Origin of the sequence: Pasteurella canis, assembly GCF_020810675.1 — a bacterium.
Lineage (GTDB): Bacteria > Pseudomonadota > Gammaproteobacteria > Enterobacterales > Pasteurellaceae > Pasteurella > Pasteurella canis.
Window position 1 is genome coordinate 1639286 of sequence record NZ_CP085871.1, and the last position, 17592, is coordinate 1656877.

At 36.4% G+C, this 17592-nt stretch carries 16 protein-coding genes; 8 read left to right on the forward strand and 8 right to left on the reverse strand.

The window, feature by feature from the left end; genetic code table 11:
- Positions 1–136: 136 nt before the first annotated feature.
- Complete coding sequence (gene selB, locus K7G93_RS07570; RefSeq protein ID WP_226690853.1) at positions 137–2011, forward strand: selenocysteine-specific translation elongation factor; 1875 nt, start codon at positions 137–139, stop codon at positions 2009–2011.
- Between the two features lie 47 nt (positions 2012–2058).
- On the opposite strand, the gene K7G93_RS07575 is transcribed toward selB, so the two are convergent.
- Together K7G93_RS07575 and K7G93_RS07580 are read right to left on the reverse strand one after the other, a co-directional pair.
- Complete coding sequence (locus K7G93_RS07575; protein WP_226690854.1) at positions 2059–3126, reverse strand: Gfo/Idh/MocA family protein; 1068 nt, start codon at positions 3124–3126, stop codon at positions 2059–2061.
- Positions 3119–3826 carry a FadR/GntR family transcriptional regulator gene (locus tag K7G93_RS07580; RefSeq protein ID WP_115323232.1) on the reverse strand — a complete coding sequence of 236 codons (708 nt, stop codon included), beginning with the start codon at positions 3824–3826 and terminating at the stop codon, positions 3119–3121. The genes K7G93_RS07575 and K7G93_RS07580 overlap by 8 nt, the downstream gene beginning before the upstream one ends.
- Before the next feature lie 184 nt (positions 3827–4010).
- On the opposite strand from K7G93_RS07580, the gene K7G93_RS07585 reads away from it, so the two are divergent.
- The 5 genes from K7G93_RS07585 (at position 4011) to K7G93_RS07605 (ending at position 9480) form a co-directional block, all read left to right on the forward strand.
- Positions 4011–5117 (forward strand): ABC transporter ATP-binding protein, encoded by a 1107-nt coding sequence (locus K7G93_RS07585; protein ID WP_049215581.1) that lies wholly within the window; start codon positions 4011–4013, stop codon positions 5115–5117.
- 44 nt (positions 5118–5161) lie between these two features.
- Positions 5162–6517 carry an ABC transporter substrate-binding protein gene (locus tag K7G93_RS07590; protein WP_049215580.1) on the forward strand — a complete coding sequence of 452 codons (1356 nt, stop codon included), beginning with the start codon at positions 5162–5164 and terminating at the stop codon, positions 6515–6517.
- A 107-nt stretch (positions 6518–6624) separates the two neighbouring features.
- The gene (locus K7G93_RS07595; protein WP_049215577.1) at positions 6625–7509 is read left to right on the forward strand and encodes a carbohydrate ABC transporter permease; all 885 of its coding nucleotides are present in this window, start codon (positions 6625–6627) and stop codon (positions 7507–7509) included.
- A 1-nt stretch (position 7510) separates the two neighbouring features.
- A complete protein-coding gene (locus K7G93_RS07600) occupies positions 7511–8344 on the forward strand; it encodes a carbohydrate ABC transporter permease (RefSeq protein ID WP_049215576.1) in 834 nt (277 codons plus the stop codon).
- 32 nt (positions 8345–8376) lie between these two features.
- Positions 8377–9480 carry a Gfo/Idh/MocA family protein gene (locus K7G93_RS07605; protein ID WP_049215574.1) on the forward strand — a complete coding sequence of 368 codons (1104 nt, stop codon included), beginning with the start codon at positions 8377–8379 and terminating at the stop codon, positions 9478–9480.
- A gap of 107 nt (positions 9481–9587) precedes the next feature.
- Here K7G93_RS07605 and napF read toward each other — a convergent pair whose 3' ends face one another.
- The 6 genes from napF to K7G93_RS07635 form a co-directional block, all read right to left on the reverse strand.
- Complete coding sequence (gene napF / locus K7G93_RS07610) at positions 9588–10151, reverse strand: ferredoxin-type protein NapF (RefSeq protein WP_224045752.1); 564 nt, start codon at positions 10149–10151, stop codon at positions 9588–9590.
- 18 nt (positions 10152–10169) lie between these two features.
- Positions 10170–10775, reverse strand: coding sequence for a Tat proofreading chaperone DmsD (dmsD, locus tag K7G93_RS07615; RefSeq protein WP_224045753.1), 606 nt, complete (start codon positions 10773–10775; stop codon positions 10170–10172).
- An 87-nt stretch (positions 10776–10862) separates the two neighbouring features.
- Positions 10863–11711: a dimethyl sulfoxide reductase anchor subunit family protein gene (locus K7G93_RS07620; RefSeq protein ID WP_115323234.1), complete on the reverse strand. Its 849-nt coding sequence runs from the start codon at positions 11709–11711 to the stop codon at positions 10863–10865.
- Between the two features lies 1 nt (position 11712).
- Positions 11713–12330: a DMSO/selenate family reductase complex B subunit gene (locus K7G93_RS07625; RefSeq protein WP_224045754.1), complete on the reverse strand. Its 618-nt coding sequence runs from the start codon at positions 12328–12330 to the stop codon at positions 11713–11715.
- A 10-nt stretch (positions 12331–12340) separates the two neighbouring features.
- Entirely contained in the window at positions 12341–14767 is a 2427-nt protein-coding gene (locus tag K7G93_RS07630; RefSeq protein ID WP_226690855.1) for a DMSO/selenate family reductase complex A subunit, read from the reverse strand.
- A 262-nt stretch (positions 14768–15029) separates the two neighbouring features.
- Positions 15030–15749 carry an MgtC/SapB family protein gene (locus K7G93_RS07635; RefSeq protein ID WP_049215561.1) on the reverse strand — a complete coding sequence of 240 codons (720 nt, stop codon included), beginning with the start codon at positions 15747–15749 and terminating at the stop codon, positions 15030–15032.
- Between the two features lie 328 nt (positions 15750–16077).
- On the opposite strand from K7G93_RS07635, the gene ubiA reads away from it, so the two are divergent.
- Entirely contained in the window at positions 16078–16941 is an 864-nt protein-coding gene (gene ubiA, locus K7G93_RS07640; protein ID WP_226690856.1) for a 4-hydroxybenzoate octaprenyltransferase, read from the forward strand.
- 113 nt (positions 16942–17054) lie between these two features.
- Positions 17055–17579, forward strand: coding sequence for an ATP-dependent protease subunit HslV (hslV, locus tag K7G93_RS07645; protein ID WP_049215557.1), 525 nt, complete (start codon positions 17055–17057; stop codon positions 17577–17579).
- Positions 17580–17592: the final 13 nt, after the last annotated feature.

Below are 17592 nucleotides of genomic sequence, written 5' to 3' on the forward strand. Positions count from 1 at the left end.
TATTCACATAATTGTGAGCAGGATCACAACATAATGGAATAAACACCATAGTAGGCTAGCAATCCTGAAAAAATCTTAGCCATTCTGTTGCTAAGTGCTAAAATTATGTAGAAATTGATTTGAGGACACTAATAACATGATTATCGTTACATCAGGCCATGTTGATCATGGTAAAACGGCATTATTACAAGCGCTAACAGGCACAAATACAGCACATTTACCCGAAGAAAAAAAACGTGGTATGACGATTGATTTAGGCTATGCCTATTTACCATTAACAGATTTGGGAAAAACAGACCGCACTTTAGGCTTTATTGATGTACCAGGTCATGAAAAGTTTTTAGTTAATATGCTCGCTGGATTAGGCGGCATTGATTATGCCATGCTAATTGTTGCAGCAGATGAAGGGATTCAAGCTCAAACCAAGGAACATCTCACAATTTTACGTTTATTACAGCTACAACAAATTATTGTCGTTATTACAAAAGCAGACCGTGCAACTTCACTGCAAATTGACCAGCTTTCTCAACAATTAAAGGCAAATTACCCCATCTTAGCTCAATCGCCTCTTTTTATTACGTCTGCTAAAACCACACAGGGAATCGAAACATTACGCGAATATTTAGCACAGCTCCCGAATCTAGCTGATCAAAATAAACCTTTCCGTTATGCGATTGATCGGGTGTTTAGTGTAAAAGGTGCAGGTACAGTCGTTACAGGTACCGCATTTACTGGACAAGTCAAAATTGATGATGAATTGTACTTATCAACAGGACAAACAGTACGAGTAAAAAATATCCACAGCCAAAATCAAAAAGCCAACTTAGGCGCTGCGGGTGAACGATTGGCGCTCAATATTCATACCGATTTAGATCGTTCTTTAATTGAGCGAGGTGATTGGTTATTTTCACAACCACCACAAGCTGCAACAGAACGTATTAGTGTTCAAATCAATACGGAAATCCCATTAGGTGAAAGCCAAGTAATACATCTATACCATGCTTGCGCAAGAACGACAGGGAAATTGAATTTATTACAAACTAAAACGCTATCTCCATCTCAACTAGGTTTAGCTGAGATCATTTTAGATAAGCCACTTTTTTTAACTTATGGTGATAAATTAATTTTACGCAGCGCTGATGCAAAACAAGTTATTGCAGGTGCCAAAGTATTAGAGATCAACTCACCAAAGCGATATAAACGTAGCGCAGAACGATTAGCCTTTTTACAGCAATTACAACAAGCAGAAACTTCTGCAAAACGTACCGCACTTTATTTACAAAACAAGGCTATTTCTGCACAAACATTAATGTGGACAGAACAATTAACGCCGAGCCAGCTAGATGAGAGCTTAAAAGAAAATCAGCAAACCTGCTTTCAAGACTGGTGTTTTAACCAAGACTACCAACAACAACAAAATGAAAAACTATTGAATGCACTAACACAGTACCATGAACAACATAACGATCAACTAGGCATTAGTAAAGCCCGTTTATATCGTATCGCGACATTAAATCAACCAGAAAAATTGATTTATCACTTTATCGACGAACTATTAAATACAGATAAGTTACAACAAACACGCGGTTGGTTACATCTACCCGAACATAAAATTCACTTTTCAGCAGAAGAACAACAACTCTGGCAAGCTGTATTAGCGCAATTTGAACAAAATCATGGGCAAGCACTATGGGTGCGTGATTTAGCTAATGTATTAGAGCAAGAAGAAACGACTATGCGAACTTTTCTCTACAAAGCAGGAAAATTAGGCTACCTTACTCCGATTGTCAAAGATCGTTTTTTTCTCACCGAAACAATCTACGTATATTCTCGCTTAATCAAACAATTCATTGCCGAACACGGCGCTATTTCAGTTAATCAATTACGAGACGAATTAAAATTTGGGCGTAAGTTAGTTGTCCAATTAATAGAATATTTTGATCGTTCGGGTTTTTTACGTCGTAAAGGTAATCTACATATTCTAAGAGATGGAAATATATTTGATTCATAAAAAAGGCAGTAATATTTCATTTACCGCCCCTTTCTGATTTAAATTACTCAATCGATTTTGACTTGTTGTTGTGTTTCAATCGATTTTCTTGCTGCACAAGCTACCGTCACCGCTTCTATTACATTTTGGCTTAACACGGTAGCTTTTTCATTATTAATAAGGCTCTGTACGACAATCTCAGCTTCAATCTCCACCGCTCTTGTTAACCAAAGTGGAGCAAGACTAGTGACCGAATTATATTTTTGAGTGGCTTTCCCACTTTCTCTTAACGATAAGTCTGCTTCAAATTCATCATATAAATTGAATTGCTCTCTTATACCATCAGCAAGTGTTAAGGTAACAGTCGATGTAAAGAAATTAACTACAAGTGCACCAAGCTCGCCATGAATCGCAATTCCCCACTCATGTAGCCGATACGCGGTGCCCATTTCTAAAGACGCAAATACACCACTTTTAAATTGCAATAATAACTGGATAATATCATGGTGATTTGGCGTATCTGGATGTGCTCTATTAGTAGATTGTGCATAAACAGAACTCACATCGCCTAATAACCAACAAAGTAAATCCAACTCATGTATTTCATTAAATAACTTACCACCTGTTAAGTTGACATCATTTTTCCACCAATTTTTATCTTGGAAATCATCAATCCAACGTTGTCTATTTGCTCTTGCTACTGTAATTTTGCCTAATATTCCTTGCTCGACTAATGCTTTTGTTTTGATTAGCCCAGGTAAAGTACGCAATAAGTGGCCAATATAAACGTTTTTTCCTTTTTCATTTGCTAATGCAAGGATTTCTTCGCAATCTTTTTGGTGAATACTAAAAGGGACTTCAATAAAAATATGACTACCATATTTTAACGCCGTGACTGCGGGTATTTTGTGTGCATAATTAGGGGTTGCAATTAAAACTAAATCAGGCTTAGTTTCTTGTAAGAGAGTTTCTGTGTCCACATAAGCCTGAGTACTTAATTTTTGTGCTAGGTTTTCCGCCAATGCCATAGAAAGATCAGTAACACCAAGTAATTCAGCGCCTGCCTTTGTAAAACCTAGCGCTAATTGCTGCCCAAAAAATCCGCAACCAATTAAAGCAATTTTAATGTTACTCATTGTCTTTTCCTTGTGTTAAACGTTGTCTCATTGCTTGAAAATAATACAAAATCGCTCTTTGTACACGCTCAAGATCACGTGCTTCAACTGCATCGATTAATTCTCGATACTGCATAGCAAGTGCAGTTGGAGAAATCAGAATTTTTGGTAATTCTCCATCAAGCTGTTGATAAATTTGCCAAAATGCATCTAAATATTGGGTTAATAAATGATTTTGCACTGACTGATACATTAATAGATGAATCTGATGCTCCTCTTTAATAGAAAATAAGCCTTGTTGTGCATTATCTTCTAAGATATGTACGAGCTGCTGTAATTGCTGAACCTCTTGTGAATTTATCTTTTGTACTGCAATAGGAGCAAATCCATATTGCAATATTTCTCGCACATCTAAAATATCAATAATGCTTTTTAAGTTATCTTGTAAATGTAATTGTGCATAAAACGTTAATCCTCGAATCATTGGTACTAAAGATGACGTTCCAACAAAAGTTCCTATACCATGATGAATATCGAGAATATGTAATGCTTCTAGTGACTTAATCGCTTCACGCAGGCTAGAACGGCTAACGCCAAACAAATCAATTAACTCATTCTCGGTTGGCATCAAATCACCAGACTTCATTTTTCGCTTGATAATCAGCTCTTTAATTTTTTCTTGCAAAGCAAGAGATGCCGCTTTTTTAGTTAATTTCTCCATAGTTTTCTCATTTTTGTGATCTGGATCTCTTTATATTTATTTAAATATAGGACATCATATGTCTAAATAAGTGACAAAATTAAAAATTCCATTTTTAATTAATGAAATCATTTTAATGCGCTAAGTTGTTTTTAAAATCTACGAATAAACTATATTTCTATATATTACTTTAAGGTGGATACATATGGCAACGTTATTACTGAATAATATTAATAAACGTTATGATAATGGTTTTCATGCAGTACAAGATTTTAATTTAAGTGTTGAAGATCAAGAATTTATTGCTTTAGTTGGTCCTTCTGGTTGTGGTAAATCAACATTATTACGAATGATTGCTGGATTAGAAGATATTTCTAGTGGTGAATTTTATATTGATGAACGTCTAGTAAATGATGTGGAAGCAAAAGATCGAGATATTGCAATGGTCTTTCAATCTTATGCCTTATATCCACATATGACTGTCTATGACAATATGGCATTTGCACTAAAATTGCGTAAGTTTCCTAAAGATGAAATTGACCAAAAAGTTAAAGAAGCCGCTAAAATTCTTGGCTTAGATGCCCTCCTCAATCGTAAACCTAAAGCCTTATCAGGGGGGCAACGTCAGCGTGTTGCTCTAGGACGAACGATTGTCCGTTCGCCTAAAGTATTCTTAATGGATGAACCTCTTTCTAACTTAGATGCTAAGCTACGTGGTAATATGCGTGCTGAAATTATTCGTATCCATAAAACTCTTCATGCAACCACGATTTATGTCACCCATGATCAAACTGAAGCAATGACAATGGCTGATCGCATTGTCGTGATGAAAGCTGGCGTAGTACAACAAATTGGCTCACCAAAAGAAATTTATAACACGCCAAATAACCTTTTTGTTGCAGGATTTATTGGTGCACCAACAATGAATTTTATTCATGGAAGAATTGAGAATGGTCAATTTATTGCGCCAAAAGGAACAACTCTTGCTATCCCAGAACAACATTATCAATTAATAAAAGAAAAAGGATTTGATAATAAAGATATTATTCTCGGTATTCGACCAGAAAATATTTCTAATGATCCTATGTTATTAGGTATATATCAACATTCAATGATCCACGCTTATATTAATGTCGCAGAATTACTTGGTGCAGAATATATTTTACATACCGATATTGATGGCGAAGAAATTAAAGCAATTGTCCATGCACGACAAAATATCAAAATGGAACAAGTTGTTAATTTAGCATTTGATATGAAATATGCACATTTCTTTGATCCACAAACAGAAAAATCATTATTACAGCTTTAATAAATGATTTTAACGATTGTTAATAAGAATAGGAGATTCTCTCTATGAAATTGAAAAAACTTTTTTCTGTTTTATTGCCAATTATTGCTGGTGCTTCTGTATTAACGGGCTGTAATGAGGAAAATAAAACAACTCAAACAAGTGCGGCAATGCCAAAAGATGGGCAAGAGTTAGCAGGTAATATTACATTTTGGCACTCATTCACTCAAGGACCTCGCTTAGAAATCATTCAACAAGCTGCAAAAGAATTTGAGGCAAAAAATCCTAAAGTCAAAATTAAAATTGAAACCTTCTCTTGGAATGACTTCTATACTAAATGGACTACAGGTCTTTCTTCAGGTAACGTACCTGATTTAAGTACAGCTTTACCAAATCAAGTTGTAGAAATGATTAACTTTGGTGCACTTCAACCTCTAGGTGATCTTATTGATAGTATTGGGCGCGATAAATTTTCTGAAGCTGCAATTAGTGAAGGGACAGTAAAAGGACAAAATTACTCGATTCCACTTTATTCTCATGCTCAAGTGATGTGGATACGTAAAGATCTCTTGGAAAAACACCAATTATCTGTGCCAAAAACTTGGAATGAGCTTTATGACACAGCTAAAAAACTAACGCAAGAGGGTGTCTATGGGCTTTCTGTACCAATGGGTAGTAATGATTTTATCGCAACTCGTTTCTTAAATCTTTATGTACGCAGTGGCGGTGGTAGCCTATTGACCAAGGATTTAAAAGTCGATCTCACTAGCCCATTAGTACAGGAGGGGATTAAATATTGGGTAAAAATGTATAAAGATACCTCACCAAAAGATTCTGTGAATTATAATGTGTTACAACAAGCAACGCTTTATTATCAAGGTAAAACCGCGTTTGATTTTAACTCAGGCTTCCAAATTGGTGGTGTAAAAGCGAACTCTCCACAATTATTAGAGTTTGTTGATGCTTACCCTGTACCAAAAATCAATGAAAATGATCCAACACCTGCATTGGAAACAGCCAATATTCCAATGGTCATTTGGAAAAATTCAAAACACCCTGATGTATCCAAAGCCTTTATGAAAACACTTTATGATAAAGAGCGCTATATTTCTTTCCTAAAAGCTGTTCCAGTAGGTATGTTACCTGCAATAAAAGGAATTTCTGATGACCCAGCTTACAAAGAGGATCCAATTATCAAACAATTTGCTCACGCAGAAAAAGTGATTACAGACGCAGTGCAACTTGGTACAGCTATTGGCTATGAGCATGGTCCAAGTGTGCAAGCGGGTATCTTAACTAATCAGCATATTATTGAAAAAATGTTCCAAGATATTGTGATAAATGGAACGGATCCAATGGTAGCTGCACAAAAAGCAGAAAAAGAATTAAATGCTTTACTCGAAGCTGTTGTAACCCCGTAAACAACCCAATCCCCTAATGTCTTTCAAATTTGCTTACACAAATAAGCATTAGGGGACTTTTACCCAAAATTTAGCGTAAATAATGGATTGAATAAGGAGTTTTCCTTATGTACTACAGACAACATAACTACACCAGATGGATATTTGTATTACCCGCGATGCTAGTCGTATCCGTTCTGTTTGTTTACCCGTTTCTATCAAGTATTTTTTACAGTTTTACCAATAAAAACTTAATTATGCCGAATTATAGCTTTGTTGGTTTTGCTAATTATCAAGCTGTCCTTTCAGATCCCAACTTCTGGCTATCATTCTTTAACTCATTAAAGTGGACTGTTCTTTCATTGACAGGACAAGTATTAGTGGGGTTTTTCCTCGCATTAGCGTTAAATAGAGTCAGACGTTTCAAATGGCTCTATAAAATTTTACTTATCATTCCTTGGGCATTCCCAACTATTGTCATTGCATTCTCTTGGCAATGGATTTTAAACGGTGTATACGGTTATTTACCTAATATGCTAGTGCAACTGGGTCTCATGGAAGTCGCACCGAATTTCCTCTCTGATCGAACTTGGGCATTCGTGTGTTTAGTGTTTATTAATATATGGTTTGGTGCACCAATGATTATGGTAAACGTCTTATCTGCGTTACAAACAGTACCAGCTGATCAATATGAGGCTGCGAAAATTGATGGTGCAAATGCTTGGCAAATTTTCCGTTACATCACCTTACCACATATTAAATTAGTCGTTGGGTTACTCGTCGTCTTGAGAACTGTTTGGGTCTTTAATAACTTCGATATTATCTATTTGATTACAGGTGGTGGCCCTGCTAATGCCACAATGACACTACCAATCTTTGCTTATGATATGGGCTGGGGCAGTAAATTGTTAGGACGTTCCTCTGCAGTCACTGTTCTACTGTTTATCTTCTTACTCTCAGTTTGTTTCATTTACTTCAAAATTATTAACCGTTGGGAAAAAGAGGGGAAATAATATGAAAAAGAAATCTACTCTATTGGGCGACATTATTTCTCATCTTTTCCTGACGGTAACCACTATTATTGCTATTTTTCCGTTGGTATGGATTTTCCTTTCCTCCATTAAAGGTAAGGGAGAATTAACAAGTGAGCCCACTCGTTTTTGGCCAAAAGTCTTAACCTTAGACTATTTTGAACACGTCATTTATGACCTTAATTTCATTGTAAATATTAAAAACAGTTTGTTTATTTCCCTTGTTACGACGGTCATTGCCATTACGATTTCATCTATGGCGGCTTATGGCATTGTGCGATTCTTTCCTAAACTAGGATCCATTATGTCTAAATTATTAGTTACAACTTATATTTTCCCACCTATTTTACTTGCTATTCCTTACTCGATTGCGATGGCAAAAGTGGGATTGACAAATACCACCACGGGGCTAATTGTTGTCTATCTTTCCTTTAGTGTGCCTTATGCTGTGTGGTTATTAGTTGGTTTTTTTCAAACCGTACCTATTGAAATCGAAGAGGCTGCTAAAATTGATGGTGCTAATAAATTTACAGTGTTCTTCAAAATTGTTTTACCGCTAGTCGCGCCAGGTATTGTCGCCACTGCAATTTATACCTTTATTAATGCGTGGAATGAGTTCTTATACGCCCTTATTTTAGTCAACGATACAAGTAAGATGACTGTAGCTGTAGCGTTACGCTCTTTAAATGGTGCAGAAATTCTTGATTGGGGCGATATGATGGCGGCCTCGGTGCTCGTGGTTATCCCTTCTGTTATCTTCTTTTGCTTTATCCAAAATAAAATTGCAAGTGGATTATCTGAAGGTTCCGTGAAATAGAATTTATTTATCGTCATGTGAGGAGAATTAAAATGATCAAATATGGTGTTGTAGGTGTAGGTTATTTTGGTGCAGATTTAGCACGTTTTATGAACGAAAATGAGAATGCAAAAGTCACAATGGTTTATGACCCCGAAAATGGGCAAACTATTGCACAAGAATTAAATTGCATTGCAGCCAATAGTTTAAAAGAATTGGTAAGTAGTCCTGAAGTAGACTGTGTCATTGTGGCGACACCAAACTACCTACATAAAGAACCAGTAATTGAGGCAGCGAAACATGGTAAACACGTTTTTTGTGAAAAACCAATTGCACTTAATTACCAAGATTGTGATGAAATGGTAAGAACTTGCGAAGAAAATGGAGTGATTTTTATGGCGGGCCACGTCATGAATTTCTTTAATGGTGTTCATCATGCAAAAGAATTAATCAAACAAGGTGTGATTGGCAAAGTATTATATTGCCATTCTGCTCGTAATGGCTGGGAAGATGAACAACCTAGTATTTCATGGAAAAAAATTCGTGCAAAATCAGGTGGTCATTTATATCACCACATCCACGAATTAGATTGTATTCAGTTTATTATGGGTGGTATGCCTAAAACAGTCACGATGACAGCGGGTAATGTTGCACATCAAGGTGAAAAATTTGGTGATGAAGACGATATGTTATTCCTCAATTTAGAATTTGATGATGGACGTTTTGCTGTACTTGAATGGGGCTCAGCTTTCCGCTGGGGAGAACATTATGTACTTATTCAAGGTGAAAAAGGTGCGATTAAGTTAGATATGTTCCATTGTAAAGGTACACTACGTGTCGATGGCAAAGATAGCTATTTCCTTATTCACGAAACGCAAGAGGAAGATGATGATCGTACTCGAATTTATACCAGTACAGAAATGGATGGTGCAATTCAATATGGTAAACCTGGTAAACGTACCCCAATGTGGCTCAGCTCTATTATGAAAAAAGAAATGAAATATCTAAATGATATTTTACATGGTATGAAACCAACAGAAGAATTCGAGAAATTACTTACTGGTGAAGCCGCAAGAGCAGCAATTGCTACAGCAGATGCCTGCACCAAGTCTCGCTATGAAAATCGCAAAGTCGAGGTTGCAGAGATCACAGGTTAATACAAATCGCGGTCAATTTTAAAATTGACCGCACTTATTATCCATAATTAACGCTAAGTTAGGTTAGTTTGGGCGCGCAAGCGCCCTTTTTTATATGCATTAAAAATTTAACTATAATGAGTAATAAGCGTCACAGCATGCACAAAACAACTTATTTTACATTCACCACAACCATTACAATTTTGATTAACTGACAGCTGATTGTGGGAGTAAACAATTGCATCTTGTGGGCACTTTTGTTGGCATTCGTCACAAACTTGCCCACGTTGAAGTAAACAAGTTGCTGCAAACTCAGGACGCAGTTCAGTATCAGCTGGAAAAGCATAATGTAAAGCATGACGATGACATACTTCGGCACATTTAGAACAAAAATCACAAGCAGAAAAATCAATATTAAGGACAGGTTTGTGCTCAATAAGGTGAATCAAACCATAAGGACAAGCATCTACACAATCCCCACAACCATTACAAACTTCAACAAATAATGATTCTTTAGCGGCAAAAGGAGGACGATTGTGTTGACGCTTTTCTTGCTTAATTGCCTGCTCACTTCCACCTAATAACCCACGTAATAAACCTCGACGAGACAGCTTATGATGGCTTAAATATGCCTCATAATAACGTTCATCTCGGTTATTTTGCGAACTATCTGCAATGTGTTTTAACATCATATTCAAATATGATTTTTGTTAACGATATAAACGGGCCTTTTGTACTTCGATAGCTAACTGTTGCTGCCAATCAGTCAAAGTAAGCTGAGTCAATAATGCAATTCCTTGATAAAAGGCAGATTCTTGTTGTGCTGCCATCAGTTGTAAATAACGTGTTGACCAAGTTAAAAAATGTTCTGCTAAAAATACGTTCAATAACTCAGGGTGATTTTCAGCTAAGTAAGCTGCCAGCATTAGCATCAAACCAATATGATCTTCAGGTTCATTTTGTTCTATTACAAAAGCAATCTCGTGTTGGCGTAAAAACTCTCGTAGTTTCAATAAAGAATGACCAAAAATCACTGATTCAGGATCAAGATATACGGATCCCCAAGGTGGGGCGATTAATGCATTTGGACCAATAAATAAATGCTGATATTCAAATGCCAACTGTTCAGAAAGCAGTCCTTGCTCAATTTTTACAACAACATCTGTACTAAGTGTGGGCTGCCACTCTGCTTGCCAATCAGACTGTTGGAAAAAATCAATAATGGGCGCCAAATTCTGATTATCAGGTGCATAATAAAATAATGAACCTAATAAACGACCCGAAACTGAGATCCATTCTAGCTGCGCTGTATTCATATATTTACCCAAAAATGATTAAAAAAGACCGCACTTTATCCTTGATACTAAAGGGTAAGTATAAACCTACCCCCCATATTACGTCAGTTAAGCACCTACCGCCATGCCTGCTGTCATATGTAAGCCATAAAACAGCAAACGACCAATCATCTCAGCAACAAGTACGCTAATTACCGCAATTAGCTTACTGACCATTGAAGTAGGTTTATGCACAATATAGAACAACAATACAATAGCAAAACCAATTAAACTAAAGCGCACAGCTGTTAATATTGCAAAATCAGGCACAAGTACATTTGCTTTTTGTACTGAAGTCACAATCCCTGCCAGACTAAAGCCCTGATATATTGCAATAATAGCAGCGACTAGTGCTGTGATTGAAATAATAGAAGGTACCCAAGCAACAATTTTACCATCTGGGCGCTCAGTATGTAATAAGCCATAACCAAGTGTAAAGCCCCCTAGAATCACTGTTAAGTAGAAATTCCATGTAGTAAAACTCGTATTCCATGTAGGTACAGTCGAAATATGATAAACTTGATTCATCATATACATAAAAATGACACCAACAGCAGAAGCGAGTACTAATAAGAAACCACCAAGTGCACTAGGTAGCTTATCTAAAACAGCCAACATCCAATACACACCAACTAAAGTAAAAAATAATACGCCTGTCGCAATTTCATTACTTAACATAGATTCACCGACACGATTTAACGAGTTAAACGCGCGCAATGGTGACCCCAAATGTGCAATAGATGCAATAAAACCAATACCCAATAACACTAATAATACAAATAGTGCTTTATGGATATAACGGCGATAATGGATATCCTGAGTGGCAAAGAGCACCATCGAAAAGAGTAAAAATGCACCCACAACGGATTGTGCTAATACAGTAAAAATCACTAAAGGTAATTCATGTAATCCATTCATTCTACACCTCTCTTGGGTTAGCTAAAAAACCCGTTGTATCGCCACTTGGGCGAGCATGTTTATTCGTTTTCACTACTAAATTTGGTGCAGTAAGATCTGCTGGCGGTAAAGGTGCAATTGAGGCTTGTTCGCCATATTTTTCTCTCAATTCAGAAATAGGCGCAAAATCTAAGGCTCGTAATGGACACGCATCAACACAAATTGGTTTTTGCCCCGCTTTTACACGAGAATAACAGCCATCACATTTTGTCATATGACCTTTCGCTGCATCATATTGTGGTGCATCATACGGGCATGCCATATGGCAATAACGGCAGCCAATACAAATATCTTCATTAACAATCACGAAACCATCAGCATTTTTATGCATTGCGCCTGTTGGACAAACCTTTACACAGGCTGGATTATCACAATGGTTACAAGAAATTGACATATAATAAGTAAAGATGTCTTGATTCCAGCAGCCTTTGCCATCTTCAATCCAATTACCGCCACAATACTCATAAATACGGCGAAAATTTACTTCAGTATCTAAATCTTTATAATCTTTACAGGCTAACTCACAAGTTTTACAGCCTGTACAGCGTTCTGAATCAAAATAAAAACCATATTGTTCCATAGCTCACTCCTTAGACCTTCTCAACTTGAACTAAATTAGAATGTTGTGGATTACCTTTTGCTAAAGGCGATGGTCGTTGTGTCGTCAACACATTAACACACCCTGCATGATCAACCCCTTTACTGTCTGGGGCATACCAAGCGCCTTCACTTAATGCAACCACACCTGGAATAATACGTGGGGTGACTTTGGCGTGGATTTGAACTTCGCCACGATCATTAAAGATACGAATCATATCGCCATTTTTAATATTACGGGCTTGCGCGTCCAAAGGATTAATCCAAACCTCTTGTGGGTTAGCCGCTTTGATTACATCAACATTGCCATAAGTAGAATGTGTACGTGCTTTATAATGAAATCCTGTCATTTGTAATGGATATTTCTCCATTAATTTATCGCCATAATGCTCAAAACTATCTGCATGAACAGGTAACGGATGAATCACTTCATCTTTTTCTAATTTCCATGTTTGTGCAATTTCTGCTAGCCGTTCAGAATAAATTTCAATTTTGCCTGAAGGTGTTTTGAGAGGATGTGCTATAGGATCCTCGCGGAAATGTTTATACGCAATATAAAAACCATTTGGATCAACTTTTTTAAAGATACCTTGCTCTCTAAATTCTTCAAAAGTAGGTAGTTCAGGTAATTTCTCACGTGATAATTGATAAATATGCCGCAGCCATTCTTCTTGTGTCCGACCTTCTGTAAATTGTTCTTTAATACCCATTTTTTCAGAAAGTGCACTCAACATATCGTAAATATTGCGACATTCAAATGCGGGGGTAACAGCTTGATCTGCAAAAATAACATAGTTCATATTCGCCACAAATGCATCCATACAAAAATCCATTTGTTCTGACGCAGTACAATCTGGTAATAAAATATCACTGTATTTTGCAGTAGAAGTCATGTGATTATCGATTGTAATAATCAATTCACATTGTTCTTCATTTTGCAGAATTTCATGGGTACGATTAATATCTGAATGTTGATTAATCAAACAGTTACTTGCATAGTTCCAAATAACCTTTATTGGTGCAGTGAGTTTATCAACACCTCGAATACCATCTGTTAATGCCGTCATTTCATGTGCACGGAAAATAGCATCAGTCCACATAAACATTGGAATACTAGCTTTTACTGGATTTTGTAAGGTAGGCATACGAACAAAGGGTATTTTGTAAGTACTTTCCCTTGCCCCTGTATTCCCCCCACTAATACCGACATTACCCGTCAAAATAGGCAACATAGCAATTGCACGAGAAATTAACTCACCATTACTGCGGCGTTGCGGTCCCCACCCCTGTGAAATATAAGCAGGTTTTGCCCCTGCAATCTCACGTGCTAATTTAATAATACGAACCTCTGGGATACCTGTGATTTGCGATGCCCATTCTGGTGTTTTCGCAATACCATCATCACCTTGCCCTAAAATATACGCTTTATAATGCCCATTTGTAGGCGCACTTTCTGGCAAGTTTTTTTCGTCATAACCAACACAATACTTATCTAAAAATGCCTGATCGACCAAATCTTCTGTAATCATGACATAAGCAAGTGCTGAAACGAGTGCTGCATCAGTACCTGGACGAATTGGGATCCATTCATCTTCACGACCTGCAGCAGTATCAGTATAACGAGGATCAATTACGATCATTTTCGCATTTGATTTCTCACGAGCTTGTTCAATACAATAAGTTAATCCCCCACCACTCATACGTGTTTCTGCTGGATTATTACCAAATAACACGATTAATTTAGTATTTTCAATATCCGCCAGTCCATTACCTGAAGCCCAGCCACCACCATAAGTATAATCAAGACCTACCGCAATTTGTGCAGTACTATAATCGCCATAGTGATTAAGATAGCCCCCTAAACAGTTCATAAAACGCGCTATCATTGTTGAGCCTGGCGGCCATGATTTTGTCATCGTACCGCCAAGAGTCCCTGTACCATAGTTCAGGTAAATAGATTCATTGCCGTACTTTTCAATATTTTTACGCAAGGATGCTGCAATTTCAGTCAATGCTTCATCCCAACTAATACGTTTAAACTTACCTTCACCTCGTTTACCCACTCGTTTCATAGGATATTTCAGACGATCTGGATTATAGACACGACGACGCATTGAGCGACCGCGCAGGCACGCTCTTACTTGATGATCAAGGTTATAAGTATCAGTCCCTGTATTATCCGTTTCAACATAGAGAATTTTGTTATCTTTAACATGCATTCTTAACGGGCAACGACTCCCACAGTTAACTGTACAAGCACTCCAGACAACCCTTTCTTCTGTAGAACTGACCACACTTTTCTCTGCAGCAACAGTTTTAAAGGGTAATGAGAGATTAGTAGCGGCTAATGTAGCACCGATTGATACTTTTTTGATTAAAGACCTTCTGGTCAATGTAGGATTGACAATTGATTTATCCATAACTTCTCCCCCAACGGTTATGTCATAAACAAAAACACAAAAGTATTATTATTTAACAACTAAAAAGGGGTAGAAATAATGAGACAGATCAAGGTTTTTCAAAAGAAAATAATGTTAATGATAAAAAACATGATATAAAACATGATATAAATCAATAACATAAGAAAAATGATAATTATTTTTATTTAAAATAACCAAATATTACAATAAGTTATCGTCCAAATTTAACGTTTATAAAACATTGTCACACTCTAATACTCTCTTAATTTTCAATATCTACACTCACTACTTCTGATTCATTTTTTAATAATAAATAGACATTTTGTAGCATTGTTTTATCTGTAATTAAGCAACGTATATTTAATCTTACATCATCTGTATTTGGTAAATCTTTGACATTTAAACTATCAATACGGTAATTATTATTGATTAAAATATCAGTGATTTTACCAATCGCAGTCGGTGTACTGAGCTGAATCGTTAACTTGGTTTTACGAATTTTATTTTTACGGCGTACTAGGCTTTGCACAATTGGACTTAAACGTACAGCGATTAAAATCATCATTGTTGCAATAATCGCGTCAAAGAAAAAACCCGCGCCACTGGCAATACCAATTCCAGCTGCCGCCCAAATAATCGCAGCTGTCGTCAAACCTGAAATCGCATCATTACTCTTACGTAAAATAACACCAGCGCCTAAAAAGCCAATACCACTAATGACCTGAGCCGCTAAACGCATTGGATCAGTACGAATATTCTCCGAAACTTGCGCGTAATGTTCTGCCGCTTGAATCGAAACAATCGTTAGGACACAAGTAGTAACTGCAATAATAACGCACGTTTTTACCCCAACAGCTTTTCGTTTTAACTCCCGTTCTAGCCCAATAATACCACCGAGTAACATTGCCATCGACATTTTGGCTAAAATAGAAAACTGTGCTGAAGCAACAAAAAGATGAAATAATTTAATAAAGCTATCCATAAAACGGTCAAATTAAAAATTAATGAGTAATTCAATCATTCTAACAAGGGAATCTTATAAGTCTAGCGCTAAACTGAAATATATAATTAATTGCAAACAAGAATCTTTTATTAATACGTTTTTAGCTTACTCGCTCAATAAAGGACACCATAGACTGAACTTTCGAATATGTTTGCTCTGCTAAAGCGAGTATTTGGGCTAAATCTTTATATCAAGTATCATAAAAATAGCTTATTCATCATCAATCTAATTAACAAAATGATTTTGTAAGGAAATCTGACAAAATTTGCAGTAAAATGACCGCACTTTTAATTAAATAGCGAACATTATGTCAATCTCTAAACAAAAATTGATTGCTTATGCACAATTAATGCGTTTTGACAAACCTATCGGTACCCTATTATTACTTTGGCCAACACTTTGGGCACTCTTTTTATCTGTGAAAGGAATGCCTGATATCAGTATTTTGGCTATTTTTATTTTAGGTGTAATCTTAATGCGTGCAGCAGGCTGTGTCATTAATGATTATGCAGATAGGCATATTGATGGCAAAGTAAAACGGACCTCAAAACGTCCCTTAGCAACAGGCACAGCAACTCCCAAAGAGGCAAAATATTTATTTGCTTTGTTAATTTTATGTGCTTTTATTTTAGTTCTCTTTCTCAATTATTATGCGATAGCTTTGTCTTTTATTGCCGTATTTCTCGCCTTTATTTACCCATTTATGAAACGCTATACTCACCTTCCACAATTATTTTTAGGCATGGCATTTGGTTGGTCAATTCCAATGGCATATGGTGCATCAATTGAATCACTTCCTTTAGAATGTTGGTTACTCTTTTTTGCTAACTTAACTTGGACAGTCGCTTATGACACTCAATATGCGATGGTTGATCGTGATGATGACTTGAGAATTGGCGTAAAATCAACAGCGATTTTGTTTGCACAATACGACAATAAAATTATTTCTTTATTACAAATCATGACTCTGATTTTTTTAGCATTTATTGGTCACCTCGCAAAATTACACAGTAGCTACTTTGTGGTGCTATTCCTTGCAACTTTACTATTCATTTATCAATGTAAGCTGATCAAAAATCGGAAAAGAGAAGATTGTTTTAAAGCGTTCTTAAATAACAATTATTTTGGTTTAATGATCTTTATTGCATTTTTATTTGGTATTTTTAATTAAATTAAGCACAACGTATTTATGTAAATATCAAATAGTTTCTAAAGGGATTACCTTGATTTTTTGCATAACATCTCAATATTAGCCAATACGTTTTGGCATAAAAGGAAAACAAAATGACAACGATTGTAAGTGTTCGCCGTAATGGTAAAGTCGTCGTAGGTGGTGATGGCCAAGTGTCATTAGGCAATACAGTAATGAAGGGGAATGCACGTAAAGTTCGCCGCTTATATAATGGTAAAGTCCTTGCTGGCTTTGCTGGGGGAACTGCCGATGCGTTTACGTTATTTGAATTATTTGAACGTAAACTAGAAATGCATCAAGGTCATTTACTAAAAAGTGCGGTGGAATTAGCTAAAGATTGGCGCACTGATCGCGCATTACGCAAACTAGAGGCAATGCTTATCGTTGCAGATGAAAAAGAAAGTCTCATCATTACAGGCATTGGTGATGTAGTACAACCCGAAGCAGATCAAATTTTAGCAATTGGATCTGGTGGTAATTTTGCTTTATCTGCTGCTCGTGCTCTAGTAGAAAATACTGATTTATCAGCCCGTGACATTGTTGAAAAATCGCTACAAATCGCTGGTGATATTTGTGTTTATACTAATACTAATTTGACGATCGAAGAATTACCTTAACTTATCAAAGATA

Excerpts from the sequence above, each read along its gene's own strand:
- K7G93_RS07595 (WP_049215577.1), top strand. The coding sequence starts at position 6,625 with ATGTACTACAGACAACATAACTACACCAGATGGATATTTGTATTACCC.
- K7G93_RS07620 (WP_115323234.1), bottom strand. The coding sequence starts at position 11,711 with ATGAATGGATTACATGAATTACCTTTAGTGATTTTTACTGTATTAGCA.
- K7G93_RS07575 (WP_226690854.1), bottom strand. The coding sequence starts at position 3,126 with ATGAGTAACATTAAAATTGCTTTAATTGGTTGCGGATTTTTTGGGCAG.
- K7G93_RS07630 (WP_226690855.1), bottom strand. The coding sequence starts at position 14,767 with ATGGATAAATCAATTGTCAATCCTACATTGACCAGAAGGTCTTTAATC.
- K7G93_RS07635 (WP_049215561.1), bottom strand. The coding sequence starts at position 15,749 with ATGGATAGCTTTATTAAATTATTTCATCTTTTTGTTGCTTCAGCACAG.
- selB (WP_226690853.1), top strand. The coding sequence starts at position 137 with ATGATTATCGTTACATCAGGCCATGTTGATCATGGTAAAACGGCATTA.
- K7G93_RS07580 (WP_115323232.1), bottom strand. The coding sequence starts at position 3,826 with ATGGAGAAATTAACTAAAAAAGCGGCATCTCTTGCTTTGCAAGAAAAA.
- K7G93_RS07590 (WP_049215580.1), top strand. The coding sequence starts at position 5,162 with ATGAAATTGAAAAAACTTTTTTCTGTTTTATTGCCAATTATTGCTGGT.
- ubiA (WP_226690856.1), top strand. The coding sequence starts at position 16,078 with ATGTCAATCTCTAAACAAAAATTGATTGCTTATGCACAATTAATGCGT.
- K7G93_RS07600 (WP_049215576.1), top strand. The coding sequence starts at position 7,511 with ATGAAAAAGAAATCTACTCTATTGGGCGACATTATTTCTCATCTTTTC.
- K7G93_RS07585 (WP_049215581.1), top strand. The coding sequence starts at position 4,011 with ATGGCAACGTTATTACTGAATAATATTAATAAACGTTATGATAATGGT.
- K7G93_RS07625 (WP_224045754.1), bottom strand. The coding sequence starts at position 12,330 with ATGGAACAATATGGTTTTTATTTTGATTCAGAACGCTGTACAGGCTGT.
- K7G93_RS07605 (WP_049215574.1), top strand. The coding sequence starts at position 8,377 with ATGATCAAATATGGTGTTGTAGGTGTAGGTTATTTTGGTGCAGATTTA.
- dmsD (WP_224045753.1), bottom strand. The coding sequence starts at position 10,775 with ATGAATACAGCGCAGCTAGAATGGATCTCAGTTTCGGGTCGTTTATTA.
- napF (WP_224045752.1), bottom strand. The coding sequence starts at position 10,151 with ATGATGTTAAAACACATTGCAGATAGTTCGCAAAATAACCGAGATGAA.
- hslV (WP_049215557.1), top strand. The coding sequence starts at position 17,055 with ATGACAACGATTGTAAGTGTTCGCCGTAATGGTAAAGTCGTCGTAGGT.